The sequence below is a fragment of the Mesorhizobium sp. M1078 genome (assembly GCF_040318615.1).
Taxonomy (GTDB): Bacteria; Pseudomonadota; Alphaproteobacteria; order Rhizobiales; family Rhizobiaceae; genus Mesorhizobium.
Genome location: NZ_JAMYMP010000009.1, coordinates 167,651 through 193,818, shown reverse-complemented (window position 1 = coordinate 193,818; position 26,168 = coordinate 167,651). Strand labels below are relative to the sequence as shown.

The 26,168-nt window shown below is 62.5% G+C and carries 27 protein-coding genes; 17 read left to right on the top strand and 10 right to left on the bottom strand.

Features of this window, described 5'->3' with window-relative positions:
• Positions 1–8 precede the first annotated feature (8 nt).
• Both NKH38_RS15155 and NKH38_RS15150 read right to left on the bottom strand, forming a co-directional pair.
• Entirely contained in the window at positions 9–1,157 is a 1,149-nt protein-coding gene (locus NKH38_RS15155; RefSeq protein ID WP_352762580.1) for a Gfo/Idh/MocA family protein, read from the bottom strand.
• 255 nt (positions 1,158–1,412) lie between these two features.
• On the bottom strand, positions 1,413–2,174 hold the full coding sequence (locus NKH38_RS15150; protein ID WP_352762582.1) for a DeoR/GlpR family DNA-binding transcription regulator: 762 nt from the start codon (positions 2,172–2,174) through the stop codon (positions 1,413–1,415).
• A 163-nt stretch (positions 2,175–2,337) separates the two neighbouring features.
• Between NKH38_RS15150 and NKH38_RS15145 the strand changes: the two genes are divergently transcribed.
• From NKH38_RS15145 to NKH38_RS15105, 9 genes are all read left to right on the top strand, one after another.
• Positions 2,338–3,138, top strand: coding sequence for a beta/alpha barrel domain-containing protein (locus NKH38_RS15145; RefSeq protein WP_023692211.1), 801 nt, complete (start codon positions 2,338–2,340; stop codon positions 3,136–3,138).
• Between the two features lie 3 nt (positions 3,139–3,141).
• A complete protein-coding gene (locus NKH38_RS15140; protein ID WP_023823535.1) occupies positions 3,142–4,092 on the top strand; it encodes a PfkB family carbohydrate kinase in 951 nt (316 codons plus the stop codon).
• A gap of 89 nt (positions 4,093–4,181) precedes the next feature.
• Complete coding sequence (locus NKH38_RS15135; protein WP_023686996.1) at positions 4,182–5,327, top strand: ABC transporter ATP-binding protein; 1,146 nt, start codon at positions 4,182–4,184, stop codon at positions 5,325–5,327.
• A 115-nt stretch (positions 5,328–5,442) separates the two neighbouring features.
• Complete coding sequence (locus tag NKH38_RS15130) at positions 5,443–6,690, top strand: ABC transporter substrate-binding protein (protein ID WP_352762586.1); 1,248 nt, start codon at positions 5,443–5,445, stop codon at positions 6,688–6,690.
• Between the two features lie 139 nt (positions 6,691–6,829).
• Entirely contained in the window at positions 6,830–7,726 is an 897-nt protein-coding gene (locus tag NKH38_RS15125) for a carbohydrate ABC transporter permease (protein ID WP_352762589.1), read from the top strand.
• Between the two features lie 4 nt (positions 7,727–7,730).
• Positions 7,731–8,573 (top strand): carbohydrate ABC transporter permease, encoded by an 843-nt coding sequence (locus NKH38_RS15120; protein ID WP_031209018.1) that lies wholly within the window; start codon positions 7,731–7,733, stop codon positions 8,571–8,573.
• A gap of 38 nt (positions 8,574–8,611) precedes the next feature.
• Positions 8,612–9,433, top strand: a complete 822-nt coding sequence (locus NKH38_RS15115; RefSeq protein WP_023667900.1) for a sugar phosphate isomerase/epimerase family protein — start codon at positions 8,612–8,614, stop codon at positions 9,431–9,433.
• Positions 9,434–9,437: 4 nt separating this feature from the next.
• Positions 9,438–10,163, top strand: a complete 726-nt coding sequence (locus NKH38_RS15110; RefSeq protein ID WP_023807540.1) for a ribulose-phosphate 3-epimerase — start codon at positions 9,438–9,440, stop codon at positions 10,161–10,163.
• Positions 10,163–11,191 carry an ROK family protein gene (locus NKH38_RS15105; RefSeq protein ID WP_352535447.1) on the top strand — a complete coding sequence of 343 codons (1,029 nt, stop codon included), beginning with the start codon at positions 10,163–10,165 and terminating at the stop codon, positions 11,189–11,191. Before NKH38_RS15110 ends, NKH38_RS15105 begins: the two co-directional genes overlap by 1 nt.
• Positions 11,192–11,268: 77 nt before the next feature.
• Here NKH38_RS15105 and frp read toward each other — a convergent pair whose 3' ends face one another.
• From frp to NKH38_RS15090, 3 genes are all read right to left on the bottom strand, one after another.
• On the bottom strand, positions 11,269–11,604 hold the full coding sequence (gene frp / locus NKH38_RS15100; protein WP_023704781.1) for a fluorescence recovery protein: 336 nt from the start codon (positions 11,602–11,604) through the stop codon (positions 11,269–11,271).
• 74 nt (positions 11,605–11,678) lie between these two features.
• A complete protein-coding gene (locus NKH38_RS15095; protein ID WP_023729215.1) occupies positions 11,679–11,954 on the bottom strand; it encodes a hypothetical protein in 276 nt (91 codons plus the stop codon).
• A gap of 96 nt (positions 11,955–12,050) precedes the next feature.
• Positions 12,051–12,962, bottom strand: coding sequence for a LysR family transcriptional regulator (locus tag NKH38_RS15090; RefSeq protein ID WP_023732220.1), 912 nt, complete (start codon positions 12,960–12,962; stop codon positions 12,051–12,053).
• 102 nt (positions 12,963–13,064) lie between these two features.
• Here NKH38_RS15090 and NKH38_RS15085 point away from each other — a divergent pair, with 102 nt between their 5' ends.
• From NKH38_RS15085 to NKH38_RS15075, 3 genes are all read left to right on the top strand, one after another.
• Entirely contained in the window at positions 13,065–13,703 is a 639-nt protein-coding gene (locus NKH38_RS15085) for a DsbA family protein (RefSeq protein WP_352655663.1), read from the top strand.
• A 51-nt stretch (positions 13,704–13,754) separates the two neighbouring features.
• Complete coding sequence (locus tag NKH38_RS15080; RefSeq protein ID WP_023667893.1) at positions 13,755–14,363, top strand: NAD(P)-dependent oxidoreductase; 609 nt, start codon at positions 13,755–13,757, stop codon at positions 14,361–14,363.
• A 161-nt stretch (positions 14,364–14,524) separates the two neighbouring features.
• Complete coding sequence (locus NKH38_RS15075; RefSeq protein ID WP_352638006.1) at positions 14,525–15,256, top strand: SDR family oxidoreductase; 732 nt, start codon at positions 14,525–14,527, stop codon at positions 15,254–15,256.
• Here the strand turns inward: NKH38_RS15075 and NKH38_RS15070 are convergent.
• Complete coding sequence (locus tag NKH38_RS15070; protein WP_352762595.1) at positions 15,207–16,139, bottom strand: LysR family transcriptional regulator; 933 nt, start codon at positions 16,137–16,139, stop codon at positions 15,207–15,209. The two genes, NKH38_RS15075 and NKH38_RS15070, sit on opposite strands and share 50 nt — an antisense overlap.
• A gap of 264 nt (positions 16,140–16,403) precedes the next feature.
• On the opposite strand from NKH38_RS15070, the gene NKH38_RS15065 reads away from it, so the two are divergent.
• Positions 16,404–17,312, top strand: coding sequence for a dihydrodipicolinate synthase family protein (locus NKH38_RS15065; RefSeq protein ID WP_352762597.1), 909 nt, complete (start codon positions 16,404–16,406; stop codon positions 17,310–17,312).
• Positions 17,313–17,480: 168 nt separating this feature from the next.
• Here the strand turns inward: NKH38_RS15065 and NKH38_RS15060 are convergent, their stop codons facing one another.
• From NKH38_RS15060 to NKH38_RS15050, 3 genes are all read right to left on the bottom strand, one after another.
• A complete protein-coding gene (locus NKH38_RS15060; RefSeq protein ID WP_023709996.1) occupies positions 17,481–19,082 on the bottom strand; it encodes a S1 family peptidase in 1,602 nt (533 codons plus the stop codon).
• Between the two features lie 305 nt (positions 19,083–19,387).
• Positions 19,388–19,801, bottom strand: coding sequence for a S1 family serine peptidase (locus NKH38_RS15055; RefSeq protein WP_352762598.1), 414 nt, complete (start codon positions 19,799–19,801; stop codon positions 19,388–19,390).
• A 208-nt stretch (positions 19,802–20,009) separates the two neighbouring features.
• Complete coding sequence (locus NKH38_RS15050) at positions 20,010–20,246, bottom strand: toll/interleukin-1 receptor domain-containing protein (RefSeq protein WP_352762599.1); 237 nt, start codon at positions 20,244–20,246, stop codon at positions 20,010–20,012.
• Between the two features lie 348 nt (positions 20,247–20,594).
• On the opposite strand from NKH38_RS15050, the gene NKH38_RS15045 reads away from it, so the two are divergent.
• The 4 genes from NKH38_RS15045 (at position 20,595) to NKH38_RS15030 (ending at position 24,960) form a co-directional block, all read left to right on the top strand.
• A complete protein-coding gene (locus NKH38_RS15045; protein ID WP_023695248.1) occupies positions 20,595–22,457 on the top strand; it encodes an ABC transporter ATP-binding protein in 1,863 nt (620 codons plus the stop codon).
• Positions 22,457–24,085: an ABC transporter ATP-binding protein gene (locus NKH38_RS15040; RefSeq protein ID WP_352762600.1), complete on the top strand. Its 1,629-nt coding sequence runs from the start codon at positions 22,457–22,459 to the stop codon at positions 24,083–24,085. Before NKH38_RS15045 ends, NKH38_RS15040 begins: the two co-directional genes overlap by 1 nt.
• 363 nt (positions 24,086–24,448) lie before the next feature.
• Positions 24,449–24,613: a DUF3309 family protein gene (locus tag NKH38_RS15035; RefSeq protein ID WP_023667887.1), complete on the top strand. Its 165-nt coding sequence runs from the start codon at positions 24,449–24,451 to the stop codon at positions 24,611–24,613.
• A 212-nt stretch (positions 24,614–24,825) separates the two neighbouring features.
• Entirely contained in the window at positions 24,826–24,960 is a 135-nt protein-coding gene (locus tag NKH38_RS15030) for a hypothetical protein (RefSeq protein ID WP_352762602.1), read from the top strand.
• Here the strand turns inward: NKH38_RS15030 and NKH38_RS15025 are convergent.
• Positions 24,951–26,132 carry an MFS transporter gene (locus tag NKH38_RS15025; RefSeq protein ID WP_023704772.1) on the bottom strand — a complete coding sequence of 394 codons (1,182 nt, stop codon included), beginning with the start codon at positions 26,130–26,132 and terminating at the stop codon, positions 24,951–24,953. The genes NKH38_RS15030 and NKH38_RS15025 overlap by 10 nt on opposite strands.
• Between the last annotated feature and the right edge of the window lie 36 nt (positions 26,133–26,168).

Below are 26,168 nucleotides of genomic sequence, written 5' to 3'. Positions count from 1 at the left end.
ACCTCCCGTCAGGCAAGCAGGGTTGCCGCTTCGTCTTCGCCAAGCAGCGGCGGCTGGTCGACCGTGCCGTTGACGGCAACCGAGCCGCGGCTTTCGCCGGAAGCCAGGATCGCCTCCATGATCTCCAGCACATGCAGCGCCAGCTCACCGGAGGCGCGCGGCTTTCTGCCCGTGGCCAGCGCGCGCGCCAGATCGGCGACGCCGAGCATGCGGTAATTGGCGCGGTCGGGCGCCACATAGGGCCAGTTGCGGGCGCCATACAATTCGCTCTCGCTGGCGAAATCGGCCCAGTCGGCGCCACGTTCCGACAGCGAGACCGTGCCGCCGAACGTGTCGGGATCGGGTAGCCTGAGCGAGCCTTCGGTGCCGTGCAGTTCAATGGGATGGTTGGAGTGTTTGAAAACATCCCATGAGGCGCCGAAGGTGACGGTGGCGCCCGAGCGGAATTCGAGCAGCGATATTATGTTGGTCGGCGTGCCGACCTTGAATGTCGTGTTCTTGAACGGCCCGTCGGCCGTGATCAGCCTCTCCTCCTGGCCGCGCGTCGCCATCGCCATTACGCGCTCGACCGGCCCGAGCAGATTGACCAGCACGGTCAGGTAATAGGGACCCATGTCGAACACCGGACCGCCGCCGGGCTGATAATAGAATTGCGGATTGGGATGCCAGTGCTCCATGCCCCGTCCCATCATGAAAGCGGTGCCGGTCACCGGCTTGCCGATCGCGCCGTCATCCATCAGCCGGCGCGCGCGGCGGCCGGCTGCACCCAGGAATGTGTCCGGCGCCGAGCCGATCAGCAGGCCGCGCTTCGCGGCCTCGGCGACAAGGCGGCGGCCGTCGGCGGCAGAGGTTGCCAGCGGCTTTTCGGTGAAGACATGCTTGCCCGCCGAGAGCGCTGACAACGAAATGTCGAAATGCGCCGCGGGGATTGTCAGGTTCAGCACGAGGTCGATATCGGGGTCGGCCAGCAGCGCGTCAACGCCCAGGGCGCGGATGCCGTATTCCCTGGCGCGCAGCTCAGCCATGTCAGCGGAAATGTCGGCGCAGGCGCGTAGCTCGACACCACCGAAGAGCGCTGCATTGCGCAGATAGGTCATCGAGATGTTGCCGCAGCCGATGACACCGATGCCGAGCTTTGTCTCTGATTTTCCGTGCATTTCCAGCTTTCCTCTCAAGCCAAGGGCATGCTGCGCAACCGTTGCAGTTCCCACGACCCCCCGCAATCCGCTATACAGGACTTGAAATGTTGACGCGCGTAAAATTTTTATAGAGCATGTGAGAGTTCTGGCGCAGGATTGGGAGGCCGCCAGCGTGAGGAGGAGAACATGACCGGCATGAAAAACGGCCGACGGCCGCTGCGAAGCCCGTGGGTCATGCGCGCTTTCCGTCGCGCATCAGAGGCCGGGATGGGTTCAGGCATAGATCACCTTGGCCCCGATCCTATCAAGCTCGCTGCGTATTGGACCGGGCAGGCCATCGTCGGTGATCACCACATCGACGGCCGACAGCGAAAATGCCTTGGACGTCCCGCTGACGCCCCATTTGCTCGAATCGGCGAGCAGGACAACGCGCCGGGCCATGCGAACGAGGTTTCGCTTCGTCCGCGCCATGTCTTCGTTCACGTCGACCACATCCAGTGACGAGTCTATCGCATGCGCCCCAACAAATACCTGATGCGCTACCAGGCCGCCGAGAGCCGTATCGGCATCGGTGATCAGCGTGCTCACCGTGTCGGGATAGACCCGGCCGCCGATCATATGAACGTCGAGCCCGGGACGATGCATAAGATGCTGCACGATATTCATGGCCGTGGCCGCGACCACGACATTGCTGAGCGGCGGTAACTGCATGGCAAGCTGCATCAAGGTCGAGCCACCGTCGAAGATGACCGACTGGTTGTCCTCGAAAAGGTTGAGCGCCGCCCGGGCGATGCGCTTCTTTGCGTCGAGGTTCGTTTGCATCCGCCGGGCGAACGCGGCCGTCGTCGAATCGGTGGTCCGGGTCACCGCCCCTCCACGGGTCTTGGTCAGCAGTCCCTTGCGGTCCAGTATTTCGAGGTCGGAGCGCACCGTGACCTCCGACACGCCAAACCCGTCCGACAGGTCCTTGATGCGAACCTGTCCGCTGCGTTGCACCTCGCCCAGGATCGATTGGCGTCTCTGCTCCGACAACATTGCCCTGCCCTTGCCTTCCCGCGCCAGGCAATCGCCCTGGCCTTGGCTCACCTTACCGAGAAATATGCAGATTCGAAAGCTTTCGAAAGATTGTTTTTCCTTTTTATTTCGGAAACACTGGATCGAGCTTTTTTAAATCAACCGATCAGGGAATTTTGGACTCATGAGCCTAGGAACCAAGGTGCGCCTCGCGCGCCTCTTCTCGCATCCATCGGGGAACCTTTTTGGCGGCGCGGTCGACCACTTCGTCGGCTATGGCGACGTGCGCAAAGGCGGCCTTGCCGACCTGCCGGGTGCGCTCGCACGCGTCATGGCGGGCAAACCCGATTACGTCAGCATCCAGCCTGGCACCGCGCGCCATCTGTGGCCGCAATATGCGGGCAAAGCTTCCCTGGTGATTCAGGCGGGCTGCTTCACTGCGGACGATCGTATCAGCGAGTTGATCGCAACGCCCGAGGACGCGGTGCGCGCGGGGGCCGATGCGTTGGCCGTGGCCATTCCGGTGCGCGGCGCGACGGAGGGCAAATACATACGCTGGCTGACCGATTCGGTGAATGCGGCGGCCCGCTACGGCATGCCTGTGGTGGCGCATATCTACCCTCGCGATTTCACCGACGGGGCAAAGATCGTCTTCACGCCCGACGAGATCGCCTATGCGGCGCGCATCGGTTACGAGTCCGGCGTCGACGTGATCAAAATCGGCTACACCGGCGATTTCGAGTCGTTCCGGGAGACCGTCCGGACCTGCCCGGTGCCGGTTGTCATCGCGGGCGGTCCAAAGACCGATACGCTGCTCGGCGCGCTTCAGCAGACGGCGGACGCCATCCGTGCCGGCGCGCGCGGCGCCGTGGTCGGCCGCAATCTCTGGGGGCACGGCGATCCGGAGAAGGCAGCGCTTGCCTTTCGCGGCGTCATCCATGACGGCCTTTCGGCGCAAGACGCCCTGGCGAAGGCGGGCGCCTGAACGATGCCCACCATCCCCTCAATCCTCGGCTTCGGCGCTATTGCGATCGACGACATCGTCTACGTCGATCAGCCATTGTCGGCGGGCAAGGGTAAGGTTCTGCAAAGTACCCGCGCCTTCGGGGGAAATGTCGCGACGGCGCTGGCCGCCGTCGCGCGGCTCGGCGGAACCGCCGGGTTCGTCGGATGGCTGGCCAGTGCCGCGGACAACGCGGTGCAGCTCGATCTCGTGGCGAGCGGTATTGAAACCGCATTCGCGCCGCGCCATCCCGACGCGCGCCCGGTGCACTCGCGGATCACCGTCGGCTCGGACGGGGAAAGGTTCATCGCGTATGACGACGATGCGATGCTGGGCACCGCTCCGGACTTTCCGGACGATATCCTCAGCCGCGCAACCGTCCTGATCGTAGATAGCTATGCGACCGGGTCTCTGGATGTCGTGGCTCGGGCTCGCGATCTCGGCCTTGCGATCCTCGGCGATATCGAATGGAGCAGCGGCCCCGCCACGGAGCGGCTGATCGCGCTCTGCGACCATCTCATTCTTCCACTTAGCTTTGCACGGACTGCCACGGGGCGCCGATCGCCTGCCGAGATGCTCGATGCCTTGTGGTTGCCGTCGCGGTCCGCGGTGGTTCTGACCGATGGCGGCAGGGGTGTGTACTATCGCGGCCGTGAAGAGACAGGTCTCTGGCACCTGCCCCCGCACCGGGTTGCGGTCGTCGACTCCACAGGCGCGGGTGACTGCTTTCATGGCGCCTATGCCCATGCGTTGACGCGCGGAGCCGACACCGCGGGCCGGATCGCATTCGCGGCCGCGGCGGCGGCCGTTTCGATAACGGGGCGTGGCGGGCGCGAGGCGCTTCCGACCGAGGAGCAGGTCACGCAACTCCTGGCATCGGCGAACGCGCCGTCAGCAGTCGACCTGAAAAATGCGCATGTGGATGCTGGAGCATGACCTGAAACGATCCGACGAAACATTTCGCAGGCGAACACAAGCCCAGGAGAATCATAAAAATCAGGGCTTATACTTGTGGAGGGAGGAATATGGCAGAAGTCATTCTTGAGAAGATCTGCAAAACCTACGGGAACAGTTTTCGCGCAATCGACCAGTTGAACCTGTCGGTCAAGGACGGCGAGTTCTTGATCCTCGTCGGGCCTTCCGGCTGCGGCAAATCCACGGCGTTGCGAATGATCGCGGGGTTGGAAGACATCACCAGCGGCAGCCTTCGGATCGGCGGGGTCGACGTCGTCGACATGCCGCCCAAGGACCGCGACATCGCGATGGTGTTCCAGAGCTACGCGCTCTACCCGCATATGACGGTATCCGAAAACATCGCCTTTTCGATGCGGCTGGCAGGCAAGCCGAAGGCCGAGCGCAAGAAGCGCGTGGACGAGATCGCCAAAACTCTTCAGCTGACGTCTTTGCTGGACAGCAAACCCGCGAACCTGTCAGGCGGGCAGCGTCAACGGGTTGCCATGGGCCGCGCCATGGTGCGCGAGCCGGCCGCCTTTCTCATGGACGAGCCGCTTTCCAATCTGGATGCGAAACTGCGTGTGCAAATGCGCGCCGAAATCACCAGCCTGCAAAAGCAGCTCGGCGTCACGACCATTTACGTGACCCACGATCAGATCGAAGCGATGACGATGGGCGACAGAGTCGCGGTGTTGAAAGGCGGTGTGCTGCAGCAGGTCGACACACCCAAGAGGCTCTATGAATCGCCGGTTAACGCCTTCGTTGCCGGCTTCATCGGCTCTCCTTCGATGAACCTTTTCGAGGCGACCCTGAAGGGCGGCGAGCTCGCTTTTCGCGACTTCGCCGTCCGGCTGCAGGATGCAGCCTTCGTGCGCAGGCCGGCCTTGAGGTCGTATGCGGGGCGCAAGGTCGTGTTCGGGATCAGACCGGAGGATCTTTATGACAGCAGCCTTGAATCCGGTCGCAAGTATCAGACGATACCGGCCAGGGTGACCTCGATCGAGGAACTCGGCTCCGAACAGATCGTCCACATGAACATCGACGCGGTCCGGGTGGACTCCGGCGATCCGGATGCGGTGGACGATTTCGGCCTGGCGTCGAACGCGGTGGCGAGGTTCGAGCCGATCAGCGCCGTCCGCTCCGGCTCGGAAATCCGGTTGGCCGTGGATGATGCCAAGTTCCATTTCTTCGATCCCGAAACGCATCTGGCGATCTGAAGATCTGCGGAAGACCGCGGGCGGGAGCGAGGTGCCTGCGGAAGATACAAGAAGGCTTCTGAATGAACAGACGATCGTCCGCATTGTGCGGCCGATCTTGAAGAAGGAGGAGAAAATGATGTTTCGGATACGACCCGCGATGCTGAAAATAGCCGCGGTCGCATGGTTGCTTGGTGCAACCAGCGCCATGGCGGACACGACGCTGGAATTCACCCAATGGTGGGAGCCCGAATTGCCGGCGGGATCGCTCAGGGCAATCATGAACGACTTCGAGGCTGCAAACCCCGGCATCAAGGTGACGCTGGTCAGCGGTCCCTATGCGACCACGCGAGACCAGATCTCGGTCGGCGCCGCAACCGGAACGCTCAGCGACGTCGTCGGTCTCGACGGCGCCTGGGTGAACAATCTGAACGCGCAGGGTGCGCTGGCCGACATGAACCCGATGATGGATGCGAGCGGGTTCGACAAGACCCAGGTCGCGGATATCATCAAGGTGGACGGCAAGGCGGTGATGTTTCCCGTGGCTTCGTTCGTCTATCCGGTCTTCGTCAATCTGGACCTCGCCGCCCAGGCAGGCGTGACCAAGCTGCCGTCGACCCGCGCGGAGTTTCTCGAAGCCGCCAAGAAGATGACCCACGCCGACAAGAACCAGTATGGCTGGGTGCTGCCCTTGTCGCTGCAAACGCCGTCCGGTGTCCAGAACGACCTGATGTCGTGGGTCTGGGCCTCGGGCCAATCGATGATGGTTGAGGGCAAGCCGGCTCTCGAGGGCAAGCCGGTCGTCGATATGCTCACCTTCGTCAAATCACTGAACGACGCCGGCGTCATCTCGCCCGGCATTGCCACCAAGACCGAGCAGGAGAAGGTCGAGGAATTCGTCAACGATCGGGTCGGAATGATGATCGACTCGCTTGCGCATGTGAACCTCATCCGCAAACGCAATCCCAAGCTGAACTTCGACCTGATCCCGGTCCCGGTCGTGGCGGACTACAGCGGCAAGCGCGGCCTTCCCTACGCCTCCTGGGGCATCGGCATCTCCGCCGCCTCGAAACATCAGGATGAAGCCTGGAAGCTCGTCCAATATCTGATGAGCGAGAAGGTGAATGCCAAGCTCGTGTCGCTTGCAAATGCCTTCCCGGGCAACGTCAACGCCAAGCCCGATTTCGTGACCTCGGACAAGGCTTTCGCCAAGGCTTTCGAAATCTTCAAGACCGGCTATCTCGCCAACGAGTTCACGGGCCTGCCGGTGGCTGAAGACCTGATGACCCAGTTCGACGTGGAGGCTCAGAAGATGCTTGCCGGCGAGCAGTCTCCGGAACAAGCCGCAACCAACGCTCAAAAGGGCTGGACGGCGAAATTCTGAGCGGCCATTGCCCGTTTGCTATCTTCCACCGGGTGGCCCGGCCTCGGCCAGGCCACCCGTCAACAACGGATCGGCAATTTGAGATGGACCTGTTTTTGAAGCGCACCTTCCTCTTGAAGGCACATCCCAGGGGTCGCACATGACCGGGCAGAAGCGCTCCCACCATCGACTGAAACGAGCGGTCGCACCCTATCTCTATCTGTCACCCTCGCTCCTCATAATCGGCCTGTTGATGCTGCTGCCGATGGTGACGGTGATTGGCTATTCGTTCCAGAACAGCGCGGTGCTGCGTCGCGACCCGTCCTTTGCCGGATTGAAACACTACCAGGCGATCTTTGCCGATCCGGTGTTCTGGGCCTCGCTGTGGCACACGCTCTACTTCACCTGCATGAGTGTCGTCTTCCATATGACCATCGGCATGCTCTTCGCAATCATGCTGAACAGCGACCGCATCAATCCGACGCTGCGCAATGTCCTGCGCGTGCTGTACATACTGCCCTGGCTGTTCACCGCGGTGATTATCGCGGTGATCTGGCGCCTTCTGCTTGAGCCGAATGGTGTCGTGAACAGTGTTCTCATGCAGATGGGCATCATCGGTTCCAAGGTCGAGTGGTTTTCCTCGCCCGCGACCGCGCTGCACGCCGTCACCTTCGCCAATATCTGGGCGGGCTACCCGCTTTTCATGGTCAGCCTGCTCGCAGGCTTGCAGGGCATTCCCAAGGATTTCTACGAGGCCGCCGATATCGACGGCGCGAAGGCCTACCAGAAGCTGATCTTCATCACCATTCCGCAGCTGATGCCGATCATCATCAGCATCTCGCTGCTCGACTTCATCTGGACCATGCAGGTCTTTCCATTGATCTGGATAACGACGGGTGGCGGTCCGATCTACTCGACCGAGGTCCTCAGCACCTACACGTACAAGCTGGCGTTTTCGAGCTACAACCTGTCGCAGGCCTCGGCGAGCGCCGTGGTCATCCTGCTGATCTCTCTCGGCCTGACGCTGTTCTACATCCGCTATCAAAAGGCTCGGTAGTCACATGAGGAAAATGCACACGCCCAAAGACAGGCTGATCACCGCCGCGCTCCATGTCGCGCTTGCCGCAGGCCTCTTGTTCGCGGCCTTCCCGATCTACTGGATGCTGAGCAGCTCGTTCAAGTCGAATACCGAAATCTTCGCCCTGCCGCCAACCGTCCTGCCGAAGGCCTTCACGCTGGAAGCGTATGCGGCCATCCTTGGTGATCCGGTAAAGCTGCGCTTCTTCTTCAACAGCTACTTCGTCGCCGGAGCGGTGACCGTGCTGACGGTGCTGATCGCCTTGCTGGCAGCCTATGGGTTCAGCCGTTTCAATTTCCGCGGCAAGGGCAGCCTCAACACGCTCATCATCAGCACGCAGACGATCCCGCCGATCACGCTTTTGATCCCGTTCTTCGGGCTGGTCGTCTCGTATGGCATCTTCGACACCTATGTCGCGCTGATCCTGACTTACCTGGTGTTCACGCTGCCCTATGCGATCCTGCTGATGACGGGATATCTGAACACCTTGCCGCGCGACCTCGATGAAGCGGTGGCTGTCGACGGCGGCACCAGTTGGACCGCACTGTGGCGGGTGATCGTCCCGATTTCACTGCCTGGTATCGTGGCGACGTCGGTCTACACCTTCCTGTTGTGCTGGAACGAATTTCTCTTTGCGCTGACACTGACGAAGTCGACGTCCATGCGCACCGTCCCGATCGGCATCCAGTTGTTGATGGGGCAACACGCCTTCGAATGGAACCAGATGATGGCGATGAGCGTGCTCGGCTCGCTGCCGCTCCTGGTCATCTACCTGGTTGCCCAGAGATTCTTCCTCGCCGGCATGACCGCAGGCTCAGTCAAGTAGGATGTCCCTCCAACGAGGTGGAATCAAGGAATGAAAGGATTACCGTGAAAGACCTGAAAGTCGGCTGCCAGACCTTTACCTGGGAAATGCTGGGCGACCGCTTCGCCGGCGGCCCGGACGATCTGCTCAAGGCGATCGCCGATGGCGGCTATGCCGGCATCGAGATCACCGACACGATGATCGGCCGCTATGCCGGCAAGCCAACGGAGTTCGCCGCCGCGCTGAAGTCATCCGGGCTGACGCTCGTCTCCTTCGCCTTCGGCTCCAAGAGCGGTTTCACGCTCAGGGATGAGATCGGCGCCGACCTCGATACCGCCAAACGCTGGATCGACTTCGCCGCCGCCTTTCCCGGCGCGCTGGTGTCGATGGGCTCGGCCACGATCGTTTCCGACGGGCCGCGCGACCACAAGTTTGCCATCGCCGCCGAGGTCTACAACAAAGCCGGCGAGCTCGGGCGCGAGGCCGGCGTCCAGGTCGCGGTGCATCCAAGCTCGCATCACAACACGCTGCTGTTCGACCGCGCCGACTACGACCGCATCTTCGGGCTGCTCGACGCCTCGCTGGTGGGCTGGGTGCCCGACACCGGCCACATCTTGCGCGGTGGCCAGGACATGGCGGATACGCTCACCACTTATCGCGACCGCATCCGCTATGTGCATCTGAAGGATGTCGACGCGAATGGAACCTGGGCGATGCTCGGCAAGGGCGTCTGTGACACGGCGAAGGTGATCGAGATCGCTGGTGCTGCACCCAATTTCAACGGCTGGCTGGTGCTGGAGGAAGAGTCCGAAACGGCCGCCGCCGACCCTGCCGGCGCCGTCAAAACCAACCGCCAGACAATGCGCGGCTACGGAGCCTGAGACGATGACGACGAACAAGCCCCTGTCCGGCCCCGCAGCAATTGCCGCCCTGCCGCGCAACCGGCTTATCGGCGAGTTTTCGCTGTGGTCGGCCGACCTCGCCAATATGGAGCGCGATTTGAAGCGCATCGAGACCCATGCCGATGTCCATCATATCGACGTCGCCGATGCCCGCTTCACCCCTGGCTTCCTGTTCTTCCCGGACCTGGTGGCGCACATCGCCAAGCTCACCGCAAAGCCTATCCATGTCCATTTGATGGTCGAAGCCGAGATCGTCGAGGAACAGACGCGCCAGTTCATCGAGGCCGGCGCCGACCTGATCAGTGTGCACGCCGAAAACGGCGAGACCGGTCTGCGCGCCGTGAGACTGGCGCGTGAACTCGGGGCCGAGGCCGGCGTGGTGCTGCGGCTGGAAACACCGGTCGCGGCCGTCACGCCCTTCCTGCCGGAAGTGGCGTTCGTGACGCTGCTCGGCACTTCCATCGGCGTCAAGGGCCAAAGCCTGTCGGAGCAGGCGTGTCCGCGCCTGATCGAGGCGCGCGTGCTGATGCGCAAAGCCGGCCGCGAGGCCGACATCGTGCTCGCCGCCGATGGCGGCATCCGCCACGAGACCGTGCCCTTACTGCGCGCCGCAGGTGCGGAGACCGTGGTGCTGGGCTCGCTGGCCTTCGGCGATCCCGACCTTGCCCGGCGCATGGCCTGGCTGCACGGGCTGGAGGTCGCCGCCTGATGACCAAGCTTGCGCTGGCCTTCGATCTCGGCGGCACGGCGCTGCGCGGTGCGCTGGTCGAAAGCTATGGCCGCATCGTCGCTCATGCTTCAGCGCCGACGCTTGCCGGTGCGGGATCCGAGGCGGTGATCGGCCAGATCGTCGCTCTGGCAGGCACGCTGCTTAGGGAACACCCGCAGGCAAACGTCGCCGGCATCGGCGTCGGCGCGCCGGGACCGCTCGACCCCAAGGCGGGCATCGTGATCGCGCCGCCGACGCTGGCCGGCTGGCATGATGTGCCGCTGATCGACATTCTGGGGCAGCATTTCGGCCTGCCGGTGCGGCTGGAGAATGACGCCAATGCGGCGGCGCTCGGCGAATGGCGTTTTGGCGCCGGACGTGGCAGCGGATCGCTGGTGTTCGTCACCGTATCGACCGGCATTGGCGGCGGCGTCGTCGCCGATGGCCACATCTATCACGGCAGGCGCGGACTGGCGGCCGAGATCGGCCACATGACCATCACCGGTGAAGGCGACCGCTGCTTTTGCGGCGCCATCGGCTGCTTCGAGGCCGTTGCCTCCGGAACCGCGCTCGGCCGCCGCGCCACGCGACTGACCGCGCCGGGCGACGGCTCGCTCTTACGACGGCTGTCAAATGACGGCGACGTCTCGGCCAGGCATGTCGTAGAGGCTGCCAAGGCCGGCGACGCCAACGCTCTCGACCTGATCGAGGCGGAAGCACAATGGCTGGGCATCGGCTTCACCAACCTGCTTCATCTCTATTCGCCCGATCTGATTGTCATGGGAGGCGGCCTTTCCAACGGGTTCGACCTTCTGGCACCGTCGATCAGAGCGGTCATCCAGCAGCGGGCGATGCCGGCCTATCGCGACGTGCCGATCGTGCAGGCTGAACTCGGCGACCGCGCCGGGCTGATCGGCGCCGCCAGCCTGATCCTGTTGGAAGGCGAACCGGGTGCGCCGCTGGCGATGGCGCAGGACGACAAGGACAGAGGCGGGACCGCCGATGCCACGGAGGCACGCCATGGCTGAACTCGAGCTGCGCGGCGCGCGCGAAGATGGTGAATGGTCCAGTTTGAATGCAGCGCCAAGGTCCCCGAAGAGGACCCCTACCCTTCGCGATTCCAGCTGGCGTATTTTCGGATCGTTTGCCGCTTGTCTTCCGACAAGCCAACAAGGAGATTCTCCTCGAGATAGCCTTGCCGGATGAGATTGGCGAAGACCTGTATTAGCTGTGAATAGCGATAGTCGAACATCTGGTCGATCTTCCGTCGCTGCTGCCGCAGAAAGTCTTCGACATCCCATATTTCGGAAGGCGTTGCCGCAACGTGGGCCCTGCTCTTGAGTTCAGCCAACGTCTTGTCGAGCGCCACCTTCAGCGCTGCGTCATAGGCAGTGCGGGCGACTTTCTTTTCGGACGGAGACCATTTCTCACCAGCGGTCATCGACTGTCTCTATCGTGTTCGCGGCGGCCGTCATCCGGTAACCCTGGGACGCAGGACCCCGCCTTTGGGACAATCTACTTTCCGCAATGGTGATCGTTGACCTTGTTCAGCGCATTCGCGTCCGGCCCGACCCGGTCGTAAGAGCACGGGCCGGCCGCCGTGGTGATCAGCATTTTGTCATAGTAGCGCGGGCCGCCGAACAGGGCGTAGATGAGGTCGCGATGGGCGGGGACGTAGCGTTCGGGTTCTGGCTGACGATGGCGATGCTTGTCTTTGGCGACAGCCGCTGTGGACAGGCTGCAGCCGACAGCGAGAGCGAGCATGCAGGTCGCAAAGATCTTGGTGGTCATCGGCAGTACCCCTTCTGACGGTTCGGAATCGCAGCATATCCAAAAGCGCTTGCCGAACAAAGGTTCCCTCGCCGGCATTGCCGGCCGGTGCCGAGATCAGCCCGCACTGCGCGCGCGCCGCCGTTCGGCTGCAACCAGGAGGTCGACGAAAGCGCGCACCTTGGCCGGCCTGAAGCGCGCCGGCGGGAAGACGGCATGGATGCCACCGGACGGCAAGGTCCAGTCCGCGAACACCCGCACCAGCCGGCCGCGCGCAATGTCGTCGGCGACACTGTAATCCGGAAAGATGCCGAGGCCGATGCCGGCCAGCACGCAGGACAGAACGCCCGGTGTCTTGTCGCAACTGACGACAGGGTTGAGTTCGGCCAGCACCGTTTCCGTGCCCCTCGAGAACAGCCATTGGCCCACCCCGCGCAACTGGGCGTTGCCGACCCAGGGCAGCGACTTCGCCTGCCTGGGCTCGGCATTCCCAGGCAGCATCTCGGCCAGTTCCGGGCTGGCGACAACGAATTGCTGCAGGCTGCCCAGCCGCCGTGCCAGATTGCTGGAATCGGCCAGCCAGCCGACGCGGATGCCGAGATCGATCTGCTCGTCGACCAGGCTGCTGACCGCATCGTCGAAGATCGTCTCGACCCGCATTTTCGGGTATTTTCTGATGTAGGCGGCGATGGTCGGCGCCACGACCTTCTCGCCATAATCGAGCGGCGCCGTCAGCCGCAGCGTCCCCGTCGGCTGCGCCGCTCGCTGCGAAATGTCGCCATAGGCTGCCTCCGCCTCGCGCAGGATGATCGCGGTCCGGTCATAGAACAGACGACCCTCTTCGGTCGCCGTCACGCGCCGGGTCGTGCGCCGCAACAGCGTAGCGCCAAGCTCTTCTTCGAGCTTGCCGACCTGATGGCTGACCACAGCCTTGGCAACATCGAGACGGTCGGCAGCGGCCGTGAACGAGCCGGTCTCCACCACGGTGGCGAAGTAGACGAGCCGGTTGAGATTGAGGAGTTCGGTCACAGGCCGCTCATTGTCTGATTTTATCATACAGTTTGTATGATTGATCGCTATTTTTCGCAAGCGGTCCAGCTGTCATCTATCGGGCAACAGAGTGAGGCCGCCATGACCAATGCAACCCTAACCTATCTTTTCGACCCGCTCTGCGGTTGGTGCTATGGCGCCACGCCGATGCTGGATCGACTGGCCGCCGGCGGGACCGCGCTCCAACTGCTGCCGGTGGGGCTTTTCTCCGGTGCCGGCGCGCGGCCGCTGGATGCTGGTTTTGCCGCCCACGCCTGGGACAATGACCAGCGCATCGCGCGGCTGAGCGGACAGCGCTTCAGCCAGGCCTATCTCGACAATGTGCTCAATGTCAGCGGCACCTTGCTCGATTCTTCCGCTGCCACCATGGGCATCAACGCCGCCGGGCTGGACGACTGGCGCAAGGAACTTGCGGCACTGAAGGCGATCCAGCATGCGCGCTATGTCGACGGCCGCGATATTGTGACGGTTGACGGCGTCGCCGCGGTACTGACCGACGCCGGCATGAGCGACGCGGCAAAGCTCTTGAAAGCGCCGACGCAGCCGTTTCTGGCGAAGCATCACGACCTGGTCAGCCGCGGGCGGATGTTGTTCCAACGGCTGCATGCCAATGGCGTTCCCGCGCTGGCGGTGATCGGCCAAACGGCGCCGCGCCTGATCGGCGCCAACGCGCTGTTCGGCAGCTACGACAATCTGGTCGCTCACATCGAGGCGGCGTAGTCCCAGAAATTCTCCCCAGACGAAATTCTCCCCAGCGAAAGGAAAATCCCCATGAAAATCGCACTTATCGGCGCGTCCGGCCAGGTCGGCTCCCGCCTGCTTAAGGAACTCTCCGATCGCGGGCACAGCATCACCGCCATTGCCCGGCATCCAGACAAGATCGCGGCACTTCCGGGCGTGACTGCCAAGAAGGGCGACGTCTTCGACAAGGATGGCCTTGCCGCCCTGATCAAGGGTCATGACGCGGTGATCTCCTCGGTGCATTTCCTCGACAGCGATCCCGATACGCTCATCGCAGCCGTGCGTGCTTCCGGCGTCAAACGCTACCTCGTCGTCGGCGGCGCCGGCAGCCTTGAGGTTGCGCCCGGCAAGCGCCTGGTCGACACGCCGACCTTCCCTGATATCTACAAGGCCGAGGCGCAGAAGGGCGCCGACTTCCTCGACACGCTGAGGACGGTCGACGATCTCGACTGGACCTTGCTGTCGCCTTCGGCGCTGTTCGTCGCCGGCGAGCGGACCGGCAAATACCGCATCGGCAAGGACACGCTGCTGACGTCCGACAAGGGCAGCAGCATTTCCTTCGAGGACTACGCCATCGTCATGGCCGACGAGATCGAAAAGCCGGCGCATATCAAGCAGCGCTTTACGGTCGGCTACTGAGCGCACTTCATTGACAGGGGCACTCGACGGAGCGGCCCGCGTCGGTTCCTATCGACGATAGTGCCATCGGAGCCTCCGATGGCACTATCGCTTTCTTCCGTTTCCACTCCTGCCGCCGGTCTGCGACTCTCGCCGGAGCGGTTCAGGACAGGAACGGAAACATGGCAGACATCGCAAAATCGAAAATCGCTATCATTGGCGGCAGCTCCGGAATGGGGCTGGCGTTGGCAAGGCGGTGCCTGGACTCAGGCGCCGAAGTCATCATCGTCAGCCGCAGTGAAGCCAGGCTCAAGCGTGCCGGCGAGGCGCTGCAGAACCCTTCCGCTTTGAGCGCCGTCGCCGCCGATATTGCCAGGGAGGATCAGGTCGCTGACCTGTTCAAGCGAATTGGCCGGCTCGACCATATCGTCAGCACCGCCGCCGACATCGAAGGCGCCTATGAGCTATTGCCTTCAGTCGACCTGAAGGCGGCGCAGCGGGTCGTCGAAAGCAAATTCTACGGGCCGCTGCTGCTCGCCAAGCATGGCGCGCCGCAGCTTTCGGCCAACGGCTCCATCACCTTCACCTCAGGCATCGCCGCCTACCGGCCGGCGGCGCGCGGCTCGGTCGTTGCCGCCGTCAACGCTGCGCTGGAAGGGTTGGTGCGGGCGCTGTCGGTCGAGCTGGCGCCGGTCCGTGTCAACGCCGTCTCGCCGGGCTGGGTCGACACGCCGATCTGGAGTTTTGTGGCCGGCGACAAGAAGGACGAGACGCTCGATGCAATGGCCAGGCGCCTGCCGGTCGGCCGCGTCGGACAGCCGGACGACATTGCCGATGCCATCGCCTTTCTGATGGGCAACGGTTTTACGACAGGGACGGTTCTGCATGTCGAGGGCGGTCATCGGCTGATCTGAGCGCAGCGAAATTCCTGGCCGCGGCCGCCAGCAGCAGTTTCAGCGCCGGCGGCTGAACCCGCCGGCGGCGCCAGACCATGACCAGCGACGCCGTGCGGGCCGACCCCGGCCACGGCAATTCGACGATCTCGCCGCGATCGAGCGCGTCGGCAACGGCCAGCCGCGGCACCAGGCCCATGCCGACACCAGTCGCCACCAGACCCGCAATGGCCCCGATGCTGCCGACTTCGGCGGCAAGTTCTGGCGCTGCCATCTCGGCAAAGGCAGTGTCGAACAGATGCCGGTAGACGCATCCGGTTTCCGTCACCACGAAACGCATCGCGGCGAGCGCGGCCAGGTCGTTTTGTCGCGATGCGGCCGCATCTTCGGGCGAGGCGACAAGGACCAGCGGCTCGGCCGATATCGTGCGCCGGGCCAGACGTTCGTCCAGACCGCCCTTGTCGAAACAGAAGGCGACGTCGATCTCGCTCTCTTCGAGCTGCCGCAGCAGGGCATCGCTGCCGGCGATTTTCAGCCGCAGACCGATCTCCGGGTGGTCGCCTTGAAAGGCCGCCAGCAATTGCGGAAGTCTGACAGTGGCAATCGTCTCCAGCGCGCCGACCGTAACCGTTCCGGCGGTCATTCCCGTCGTTGCCTCGACGGCAATACGCGCCTCCTCCGCCAGTTGCAGAATCTCTTCCGCATAGGGTTTCAGCGCGTCGCCGGCCGTCGTCAGGTCGAGGCCGTGGCGCGAGCGGATGAAGAGGACGACACCAAGTTCGCTTTCCAGCGACTGGATCTGGTCGCTGACGCTCGACTGCGCCAGATGAACCTCCCGCGCTGCGCGGGTGATGTTGCGGTGCCGCGCCACGGCGAGGAAGGTCTTGAGCAATCGTGGGTGCATGCCGTTTCCGGATCTGTCTCTGTTCGACATTTCGGGCTTGGCTGGTCCACTTGCAACCCTGGTCCATTTGCAACCCCGGTCCATTTGCAACCCATTGACGCCGGCGTCATCTGGTTGCGGCAGACCGAAGGGCCAGAATTTCGCGGCAATGACCCGCAAGTTTTCCCACGGCCGGCGCGGTGGCCCAAGAGATCGCCTCTGGCAGATCGCATCGTACGTATGCTCTATGCCAAGCTGATTTCCAGCACCGATGGAAGGACCGACATGCCCCGCCCGCAAGGAACCATCGCCCCGATCCTGACACCGTTCGAAAATGACGGCCGGATTGCTCGTGACTTGTGGATCTCACACGCCAAATGGGTGCTGGGCCAGGGCGCGCATTTCCTGTCGCCGTTCGGCACCACGGGCGAGGCACTGTCGCTCTCGCTCAATGAGCGCATGCAGGCGCTGGAATGGCTGATCGAGGCCGGCATTTCGCCGGCGCGCATGATGCCCGGCACCGGCGTCACCGCACTCCCCGAAACCGTCGAACTGTCGAAGCACGCGGTCGGCCTCGGCTGCGCCGCCGTGATGGTGCTGCCATCGTTCTTCTACACGGCCGCCGGGGACGATGGCCAGGCGCGCTACTACAGCGAGCTGATCGAAAGGGTGGCCAACCCGGCGCTGAAGATGATCCTCTACCACATCCCGCAGAACTCCGGCGTGCCGGTAAGCCCTGCCCTGACCGCCCGGTTGAGCGCGGCGTTTCCAGAGACGGTCGTCGCCTACAAGGATAGCGCCGGCGACTGGAACAACACGGCGGCGGTGATTGCCGCCGCACCCGACGTCGCGGTGTTCCCCAGCTCGGAGGCGCAACTGACCAAGGGGCTCGCCAGTGGTGCTGCGGGCTGTATCTCCGCGACCGTCAATCTCAACGCTGCGGCCATCCGCGACCTCTACGACGCGACGATCGCTGGCCAAGACGTCACGGAAGCGGACGCCGCGATCAGGGCGTTCCGCAAGGTGATCCAGGATGCAGGCCTGATCCCGGCAATGAAGGCCGTGCTGGCGGTGCGCTCCGGCGACAAACGCTGGCTGAACCTGCGCGCCCCGCACCAGAATGCAACGCTGGAAAGCGGCAAGGCGCTGCTCACGGCGCTCGGTCCCGCAGCCGATCATATTGGCGGCAACTGAGGCTCAGCACAGCGTCGAACCGCCACCGAGCGCCACGACAGCCAACGTCCGTCCCGATTTCGTGAAGTAACGTGCCGAGTGAAGCCCGGATTGTCTCCTCACAATGGAGCCGCTTTGTTCTACACAAACCGAGGCAGGATTCGCGCAACAGCATGACAACCGGATCGCTTATCCCAGGCCAGCTTTGAAAGCCCGGCAGATCGATCCCATGGAGATGCCTTCATTGGCAGAATAAACCCCCGCCTTGCCGTCTAGCGGCGATGCGTTCTCGACATATTTGTGATGGATGCCCACGACTTTCCAATTGCGATTGAACACCGGGCTGCCTGAGCTGCCATTGTCGGTCGGCGATCGATAGTGCATGCGCTGCGGCTTTGCTTCCGCCAGAGGCTCGAACGCCACAAGCCGGCCGTCGAGGAACGAAAAAGAAATTTCCTGCCCCATCGGATGGCCAATAACGACCGCGGTTGGATCGGGCGGCATCACCAATGGCAAATCCACCACTTCCAAAGGATCGATGTCGGATACGTCTTTGTTGAGCTTCAACACGCTGCAATCGTGAGTTCCTACGGAAAGACACTTCACAATCTTCGCCACCGTGTAAACCTTGTTGCCGGGCTGAAGCTGGAACGTGACCTGAACATCTCCCGGCAATGCGGCCCCGCTCTGCGATGGATCGCTGACCACGTGAGCGTTGGTTATCACGACCTGCCCGATTGCGGGGTCGAGCCCAATGTCGGCCGCGGAGACGAGGAAGCCCGTGCCAAGGGGGGCAAAGCCGGAACGAATCATCGCGATCGATTCAGCCGACTTCATCGCAAATCGTAGCGCCACGAGTGAGACCGGGGGCGTTGTGCCGATCAGGGCCTGAAGCTGGTCGGCATTGCCTTTCGTCAAATGGAAGCCTCCCCCCATCTCCACGAGAGCGTCCAGAACGAGGCCTCCGATTATGGCGCCTTCCTCGATCTCGCCAATGCGCCATATTTGCGAAAGCTGCCGATGCGCGCTGGCAAGGGTAAAATTGTCGGTGCGCTCGGACCCGATCGCCTTTTGATACCAATCACGCGCCCCTGCATAGTCCTGAAGCGCTACGCACATCTCGCCTGCCGCTGTGGGGATCCACGGGTCATCGTTGCCGTCGCCGCGATAGTCAGCTGCCATGCGTTTCAGAATATCTTTGGCAAGCTCGGTCTTCGAGCCGAAATCATGGCGCAGCTCGTGGCTTTCAGCGAGGTGTGCCACGGCAACGATCTGCGTCCCGTGCCATGCCAGCATTCCGACATCGTCGGGATTGGTTTCCAATCCTTTCGAGTAGCACTCGTAGGAGCTCTTTAATGCTCTCTTTGCTACATCGAGGCGCTTTTGTCCTATCGCCTCATAGGCAATGTCCTTCCATGCCCTCCCGCGTATGCCGTGAATCTCCGACGCTTCCTTGGCGAACTCCTCGGCCGAGGCCTCCAAAGCAAGATTTCCCAGAATGCCGATTGCGGCCACCTGATTGCCGCGGTCGACCAGGGCTTGCGCATAGATGGTCCAGATACGCGGCGTGCAGTAACCGGCCTTGATGAACGTCTCACCCAGCATCTGTATCTGGTCGTACCTGCGGTTGCGCCGAAGTTCTTTCATCAGCGCCGCGCCAAGCGCCCCCGCGCTGTCCGAAGGCTCCGGCAGGGCCATCCCCAGCCGCTCGCAGAGTTCTCGCAGTTCCCTCAGATCATACCTGCGATTGGCCGAAATTGCCTGTTCGATGAGTTCCTTGTAGTCGTCCATTGTCTTGTTCCCCGTCCCTACGGCTCTCTTGCCTGTGTCATTCGGTCCGCCGCCGGCCCGTCAGCCGCAATGAAATCATAGGGGCTGCGAGATATCCCTCGATCTGAAGCAGCGCAGTACGTCTCCTGCCGGCACTGCGCTTGCTCGCAGCTGGTTCGCGGCAACACGGCTTCCGGAGAAATCGTCCCGGGTTAAGTTGAGGGGTATGTCATGGACCATATCCTTGCCTCCATTCTGGTGGGTAGTCGCTATATACGGGAGATCCACTTGCGCCAGGGCCCGAAGCATAGGTGTACCAAAGTCGGCTACCTATAGTGATGAAAGTCGACTGCAAATTTTCTTTCTATCGCAGTACTTTTAAGCGGCTGCATAATGGAAAGCTGGAATCCGATGGAAGGCTCAACACTCACAATATCGGACCATGGCCAGAGACGTTTTTGACGAATTTCCATCAGTGTCCATGCCGGCGCGAATGAAACTGAAGCTTCTCTGTCTGGCGTTACATCATCTATGGCTACGGCTCCAAACAGCAAGCCATGCTCTATAGGTAAAATTGATATATCTAGATCACTTGCCGGAGACTGAAAAACTATACTTCTGATTTTTACATCATTACTTTCATCTACGCTTGGAAAGTATACATCAACTAATTCAACTCCCTTAACAACGTGAGCGCACGTTACAATAACAATCCCCGAACCATAGCCCCTCAATGACATCAGAGCCTTTCATTATAAAACCCGTTCCAACCTCCCGAACACCTCCGTTGGCACGCCGGATTACTACCGACCGAGATCGGTCGGAGGCAATTTTATACCAATTCTCATTGGCCTGCCAAAAATCCTTCAGCTTGGGCGGCAGCGAGGCGATCGACACCTTGTCATCGATAATGACGCCGAACATCGGTGTCGAGCTTGTGGGCGAGCATCAACTCCTTCTCGCACCATTCAGATCCAACCATGCCGCGCTGACCAGGAACAGCACCGCCGGGCAGCGATTGGCCGCCTCGTGCAGTGCGCGCTCCCAGCGCTGGCCGGCGACAATGCCGCGCTCCGGGTCCAGATCGAGGAAATAGTCGTCCCAGCCATTGGAAATCAGCCAGTCGCGTATGGCACGCGCCTCGGCATTGTTGCGGCTCGAATGGCTGATGAAAATGCGTGACACGTTATCGCCCCCCAGCGACAATAAATACTGACACACATCGGCATGCGGGGAAAGTATACGAAGAAGAAATAGCGAAGAGATCGGGGAAAATTGAAGGACTGCTATCAACCACCTGAGAGACGCGAGTAGAGCATGGAGCAGCCAAACGTGCGATCAGCCTGGTGAAGGCATGACTACCCCACAGGCAAATCCAGCTGGGCCGATGCCGAGTATTCACTTTCATTTCAGGCACAGTGCGATACCGCCATTGGCCCTTGAACGGTCAAAATGGAGGCGTACCATCGCGGCATCTGAAACTGAGTCTTCTTCATTCGTCTGGGCTAATGTCCGGACCGGATTGGATATTCCTTGGCAAGGGACGCAACCAGCGGCGCGGCGAAGCGCGGCAAATCGTTTGCCCATGTGGCGGAGGCGTCCTGGGGCAAGGGCCTCAGCACGCTGCTGCGCATCGTGCGCATGACGCTGCGCCATCCTTGGCAAGTTGCGATCACCATCGCCTCGACCTTCATTGCCGCGACGCTGCAGCTGTTCATCCCGCGCCTGCTCGGCCACGCCATCGACCAGGCGCAAGGCGTGATGGCTGGAGGCGGCGGCGCGGCGGCTGAGCAGGCGCTGTGGACGACGGCGATCACCTTGCTCGTCGTCAGCATTCTGCGCGGCCTCTTCACCATGGCGCAGAATTATTATGGCGAGGCCGTTGGCCACCGCACCGGCTATGAGCTGCGCCTGGCCTTCTACGAGAAGATCCAGCGGCTGAGCTTCTCCTTCCATGACCGGGTGCATACCGGCGACCTGATCACGCTTGGCCTGCTCGACCTCGACGGCGTGCGCATGTTCTTTTCCACCGGCATATTGCGCGTGGTGCTGCTCGGCGTGCTGATCGGCGTCGGCTCCTATCTCCTGATCAGCACCGATCTCGAGCTCGGGCTGCTCAGTCTGAGTTTCGTGCCGTTCGTCGCCTGGCGCTCCTCGGTCACACAGCTCAGGCTGCGCAGCACCTGGCTGACGCTGCAGGAGCGGCTGTCAGTGCTGAGCCGGGTGATGGACGAGAACCTCGGCGGAATCCGCGTCGTGCGCGCCTTTGCGGCGCAGCGGCATGAGCTGGAAAAATTCGACCGCGCCAAGAAGTCGGCGCTGGAGCTTGCCGACCAGCGCGTCGACATCCGCGTCTCTAACACCAGCGCCATGAATTTTTCCTTCCTGGCGGCCATGGGCCTGGTGCTGTGGTTCGGCGGCCAGAAGGTGATCGCGGGCCAGATCAGCGTCGGTACGCTGGCGCAGTTCCTCACCTTCATGACCATCCTGCAGATGCCGGTGCGCCAGCTCGGGCTGATGGTCAACTCGTTCGCCCGCGCCTCGACCTGCGGCACAAGGCTGTTCGAACTGCTTGACGCCGAACTTGACATCGAGGATGCGCCTGATGCCAAGGATCTCGTGGTCACCGAAGGCTTGCTGCGCTTCGACAATGTCGGCTTCCGCTACGCGGGCGCCGGCGGCCGGCCGGCGCTGTCGGGCATTTCCTTCGAGGCCAGGTCCGGCGAGACCGTCGGCATTGTCGGCCCGCCGGGCAGCGGCAAGTCGACCATCGCGCATCTGATCCCGCGCTTCTACGATGTGAGGTCAGGCGCGATCACCATCGACGGGCAGGATATACGCGAGGTCACGCTGCAATCGCTGCGCAAGGCGGTCGGCGTCGTGCAGCAGGACGCCTTCCTGTTCACCACCTCGATCGAAAACAACATCGCCTATGGCAATCCGTGGGCGCGCGAGACCCGCATCGGGCAGGCGGCTGAATACGCCCAGCTGCACAATTACATCATCGGGCTTCCGGCCGGCTACACCACGGTCGTGGGCGAGCGCGGGTCATCGCTTTCCGGGGGCCAGCGGCAGCGCCTGACCATCGCCCGCACCCTGATGCTGCGGCCTTCGGTGCTGGTCTTCGACGATTCCACCGCGGCTGTCGACGCCGGCACCGAGCAGCGAATCCGCACCGCGATGAAGCGCTTCGCCAAGGACCGCGTGACGCTGATCATCTCGCACCGGCTGAGTTCGCTGATGCATGCCGACCAGATCCTGTTCATCGAGAATGGCCGCATCGCCGAGCGCGGCACGCACCAGGAATTGCTGGCGCTGGGTGGTCGCTACCGAGCGCTTTACGACCTGCAGCTGCGGCCGGACGACGATTTGCCGGTGGCGGTGGGAGCCGCATAATGTCGACACCGGGTCACGACGAAAAAGAAGACACCAGCCGGCGGCCCACCAGGGCCGTCGTCGGTTCGCACCGCGACGAGGAAGAGGTCTTCGGCAAGGTCTACGATCCGCGCATCGTGCGCCGCATCTGGAGCTTCGTGAGACCGTATCAGGGCCGGATCTTCATCTCGGTGGCCGCCGTTTTGGTGTTCACTCTGACGCAATTGGCGATCCCGCTGGTCATCCGTTACGCCATCGACCACGGCATGGCGGCGGGCAAGGCCGACAGCTCCGTCATGAACTGGGCGATCGGTGCCTTCGCCCTGATCATCCTGATCAACTATGCCGCCAGCTATGTCCAGGAAAGCGTCGTCGGCAAGGTGGCCGAGAATGTGCTGTCGGATTTGCGCCGCGCCATGTTCAGCCATCTGCAGCGCGTCTCGCTGAGCTTCATGGACAAGACCGAGGTGGGCCGGCTGATGTCGCGCCTGCAGGGCGACGTCAATTCCATGCAGGAATTCCTCGAGACCTCGGTGATGTCGGTGGGCGACATCGTGCTGCTGTTCGGCATCGTCAGCGTTCTGTTGTGGCTCGATTTCCGGCTCGGTCTGCTGACGCTGTCGACCATGCCGGCGTTGTTCATCGTGCGCCTGTTCTGGCTGCCGCGCGCCAAGATCGCCTTCATGGCCGCGCATGAGACCAACTCGATCGCCAATGGCGCGCTGGCCGAAGGCATCCATGGCGTTCGCACGGTGCAGAGTCTGGAGCGCCAGCACGTCAATTTCGACCTTTATGACGAGAAGGTGCTGGCCAATCTCAGGGCTCACCTGACCTCGGCCAAATATGCGCAGGTGATGGTGCCGATCGTCGACACGCTGACCGGCATTGCGATGGTAACCGTGATCGTCGTCGGCGGCTCGATGGTGCTGTCGCACAGCCTCGACATCGGCGTCATGGTGGCGTTCCTGTTCTATATCCAGCGCTTCTTCGACCCGATCCGCTCGCTCACCATGCAGTACTCGGTCATGCAGCGCGCCATGGCGTCGGGCCAACGCATCTCCGAAGTGCTCGACGTACCGGTCACGCAGGATTCGCTCGGCGATCAGGTGGCGATGGTGCTGCAGGAGCCGTTCCTGTTTTCCGGCACGGTGCTGGAGAACATCCGCTACCACAAGACATCGGCTACCAGCGAAGAGGTTGTGCGCGCCGCGCAAGCCGTTGGCGCGCACGACTTCATCGAGCATTTGCCTGACGGCTACGACACCGAGCTCGAACAGCGCGGCGGCAATCTGTCCCTCGGCCAGCGCCAGCTGATCAGCTTTGCACGCGCACTGGTGGCGGATGCGAAAATCCTGGTGCTGGACGAGGCGACGGCGAGCATCGATTCCTACACCGAGATGCTGATCCAGAAGGCACTGGTCACGCTGCTGGAAGGCCGCACCGGGCTGGTCATCGCGCACCGGCTGGCGACCATACGTGGCGCCGACCGCATCATCGTCTTACAGAACGGCGAGATCGTCGAGAGCGGAAATCACGAGCAGCTGATGGCGGCCAAGGGCCTCTATGCCAGGCTCTACAACATGAACTACGCATCGTTCGACGATATTGCCGAGGAAGACATAGGCGCGCCGGCCGGCAAGGCGACGTGAGCTGCTGCCGGTTCAGCTCGACTGGGAATGGTGCGGGGCCAAAACTCGTCGTCGACCAATTCGGCTTCAGATGGCGACACGTTTCAGCTCGCCTTCCAGCGTAAGCCCGGCGTCACGCCTGCCGCGCGTTCAGGTGGAGGAGCGGCCGGCCGCCTAAAGGGCAATCCCGCGTAAATTCTGAATTCTACGCGCCGCCTGGCGCGCGATGCACGCGCAGCTTGCGCCTGAACCTCAGCAAACGCCGTCATGATGGCTTTCGTTCCTTAGCCGTCGGATGAAAATCGCCGGGGAACAGGAAGGCTTGCTGGGAGTTTAGTTCTTCGAGCCGCGCCGTGAACGGCGCGGCAGCGAAGGAGACGGCATATGGGCCTGGGTACCATTCTTATTATCATCCTGATCATCGCGTTGCTCGGCGGCTTCAGCGGCCTCGGCGGCGGCCCGTTCTACGGCACTGGTTACTATGGCGGCGGTGGCCTAGGGCTGGTGCTGATCATCGTGATCATTCTGGTTGTTCTCGGGCGAATATAGCGTCGCCATTGGCGGCCGCCGAGTTTCTACGGCGGCCGCGTTTTCGCCTGACATCGAGGTTTGAAGACATGGCAGCTGAAGACATTGCTGGTCCGGACTGGGCCGGCGTCGGCGCGAGCGAGAGCGAACGCGACGAGCTGGGATATCCTAATGGTGGCACTATCCGAAGGCGGCGGGCGTAAGCTGCAGACCCCGACACCCGCCTGGCGGCCGTGGCGTTCATCGAGGCGGATCGGACGCTTCGAGAAACCCAGGACGGCGACGAGGCGGGTCCGGCCTTTCTCGCTATTGTCGACAAGGGCAGCATCGGCCTGAAGGCCGCAATGGTAGGCACGCCTTACGCCTGAACGCGGTCAACCCGCCGTAACTCCGCCAGCAGAAACACCACCAGCACGCAGCACAGCAGGCCAAGCGACAATGGCAGTCCCTGATGTCCGGTCAGTTGCATCGCCAGCCCGGCCACGGGTGAGCCGACGATGCCGCCTACCCCCCATACGAACGCGAAGGCGGCATTGCCGGCGATCAAGGCTTGACCGGTGAAACGCTCGCCGAGCTGGATCAGCGACAGCGTGTAGATCCCGAACGAGACCCCGCCCCAGACGAAGAAGAGCGGCCAGACAAGCCATGTAGCGAAGAGCAACGGCAACAGCAAACAACCGGCCAGGCAAGCCAGGACACAGAACAGCATCATCGGCTTCGAGCCAAACCGTTCGGCGGCGCGCCCAAGCACGACCTGCAGCACGGCATTGCCGGCGATGAAACAGGTGATGAGCGAAGCGATGCGCTGCTCAGTGCTGCCGAGCGCGGCACCATAGACCGCGAACAGCGAAAGCAGGACTTGCTCGAAGGCGGCAGCCGTGAAGACTGCGAACAAGAGCAGCGGCGCCAGCGCGAAGAAGCCGCCGACCGACACCGCTTCGCCCTCACGCGGCATGTCGGGCAGGCGTGGCGCGACGGCAAGCACGATCAGGCCGCAGACAAGGAAGGCCGCGCTGCCGATGATGAATGGTGGCCATCCTTGCGTGCCGACCAAGCCTAGCGACAGCGGGCCGAGGCCAAAGCCGGCGGAAACGATGGAGGAGTATAGGCCCATGATGCGGCCTCGGCGTGCGGCGGGTGTGATCGAGACCAGCCAGGTTTCACTGATCACGTAAAGCGGATTGGCAAAGAAGCCGAGCAGGAAGCGCAACGGCATCCAGGCCCATACATCCTGCGTCCAGGCAATCGCGATCAGGACGGTTGCTGCCAGGATCGAACACACAACCGCAAAGCGCGCCGCGCCCACCCGCCGGACCAGCGCCGGCGTGAAGAGCGACGATATAATGAAACCCAGAGGCGTCATCGCGGCCGAGAGGCCGATAAGGCCCGGTGTCGTCCCTTGCCGTTCCAGGATGAAGCTGAGCAGCGGATACGTCAGCCCCTGTGCTATGGCGAACACCGTAACTGTCGCGATGATGCCGGCCATCGCGGCCCATGCGATGTGGTTCTCCGGCGGTGACGTCGCGTCTTCGGCGCTCATGCCGACTTCGAAGCAGGATCGGCACGTTCCGGCAAG

Bases quoted from the DNA above. Each gene is read 5' to 3' on its own strand.
- NKH38_RS15155 (WP_352762580.1), bottom strand. From the start codon at position 1,157: ATGCACGGAAAATCAGAGACAAAGCTCGGCATCGGTGTCATCGGCTGC.
- NKH38_RS15150 (WP_352762582.1), bottom strand. From the start codon at position 2,174: ATGTTGTCGGAGCAGAGACGCCAATCGATCCTGGGCGAGGTGCAACGC.
- NKH38_RS15145 (WP_023692211.1), top strand. From the start codon at position 2,338: ATGAGCCTAGGAACCAAGGTGCGCCTCGCGCGCCTCTTCTCGCATCCA.
- NKH38_RS15140 (WP_023823535.1), top strand. From the start codon at position 3,142: ATGCCCACCATCCCCTCAATCCTCGGCTTCGGCGCTATTGCGATCGAC.
- NKH38_RS15135 (WP_023686996.1), top strand. From the start codon at position 4,182: ATGGCAGAAGTCATTCTTGAGAAGATCTGCAAAACCTACGGGAACAGT.
- NKH38_RS15130 (WP_352762586.1), top strand. From the start codon at position 5,443: ATGATGTTTCGGATACGACCCGCGATGCTGAAAATAGCCGCGGTCGCA.
- NKH38_RS15125 (WP_352762589.1), top strand. From the start codon at position 6,830: ATGACCGGGCAGAAGCGCTCCCACCATCGACTGAAACGAGCGGTCGCA.
- NKH38_RS15120 (WP_031209018.1), top strand. From the start codon at position 7,731: ATGAGGAAAATGCACACGCCCAAAGACAGGCTGATCACCGCCGCGCTC.
- NKH38_RS15110 (WP_023807540.1), top strand. From the start codon at position 9,438: ATGACGACGAACAAGCCCCTGTCCGGCCCCGCAGCAATTGCCGCCCTG.
- NKH38_RS15105 (WP_352535447.1), top strand. From the start codon at position 10,163: ATGACCAAGCTTGCGCTGGCCTTCGATCTCGGCGGCACGGCGCTGCGC.
- frp (WP_023704781.1), bottom strand. From the start codon at position 11,604: ATGACCGCTGGTGAGAAATGGTCTCCGTCCGAAAAGAAAGTCGCCCGC.
- NKH38_RS15095 (WP_023729215.1), bottom strand. From the start codon at position 11,954: ATGACCACCAAGATCTTTGCGACCTGCATGCTCGCTCTCGCTGTCGGC.
- NKH38_RS15085 (WP_352655663.1), top strand. From the start codon at position 13,065: ATGACCAATGCAACCCTAACCTATCTTTTCGACCCGCTCTGCGGTTGG.
- NKH38_RS15080 (WP_023667893.1), top strand. From the start codon at position 13,755: ATGAAAATCGCACTTATCGGCGCGTCCGGCCAGGTCGGCTCCCGCCTG.
- NKH38_RS15075 (WP_352638006.1), top strand. From the start codon at position 14,525: ATGGCAGACATCGCAAAATCGAAAATCGCTATCATTGGCGGCAGCTCC.
- NKH38_RS15070 (WP_352762595.1), bottom strand. From the start codon at position 16,139: ATGCACCCACGATTGCTCAAGACCTTCCTCGCCGTGGCGCGGCACCGC.
- NKH38_RS15065 (WP_352762597.1), top strand. From the start codon at position 16,404: ATGCCCCGCCCGCAAGGAACCATCGCCCCGATCCTGACACCGTTCGAA.
- NKH38_RS15060 (WP_023709996.1), bottom strand. From the start codon at position 19,082: ATGGACGACTACAAGGAACTCATCGAACAGGCAATTTCGGCCAATCGC.
- NKH38_RS15055 (WP_352762598.1), bottom strand. From the start codon at position 19,801: ATGTCATTGAGGGGCTATGGTTCGGGGATTGTTATTGTAACGTGCGCT.
- NKH38_RS15040 (WP_352762600.1), top strand. From the start codon at position 22,457: ATGTCGACACCGGGTCACGACGAAAAAGAAGACACCAGCCGGCGGCCC.
- NKH38_RS15035 (WP_023667887.1), top strand. From the start codon at position 24,449: ATGGGCCTGGGTACCATTCTTATTATCATCCTGATCATCGCGTTGCTC.
- NKH38_RS15025 (WP_023704772.1), bottom strand. From the start codon at position 26,132: ATGAGCGCCGAAGACGCGACGTCACCGCCGGAGAACCACATCGCATGG.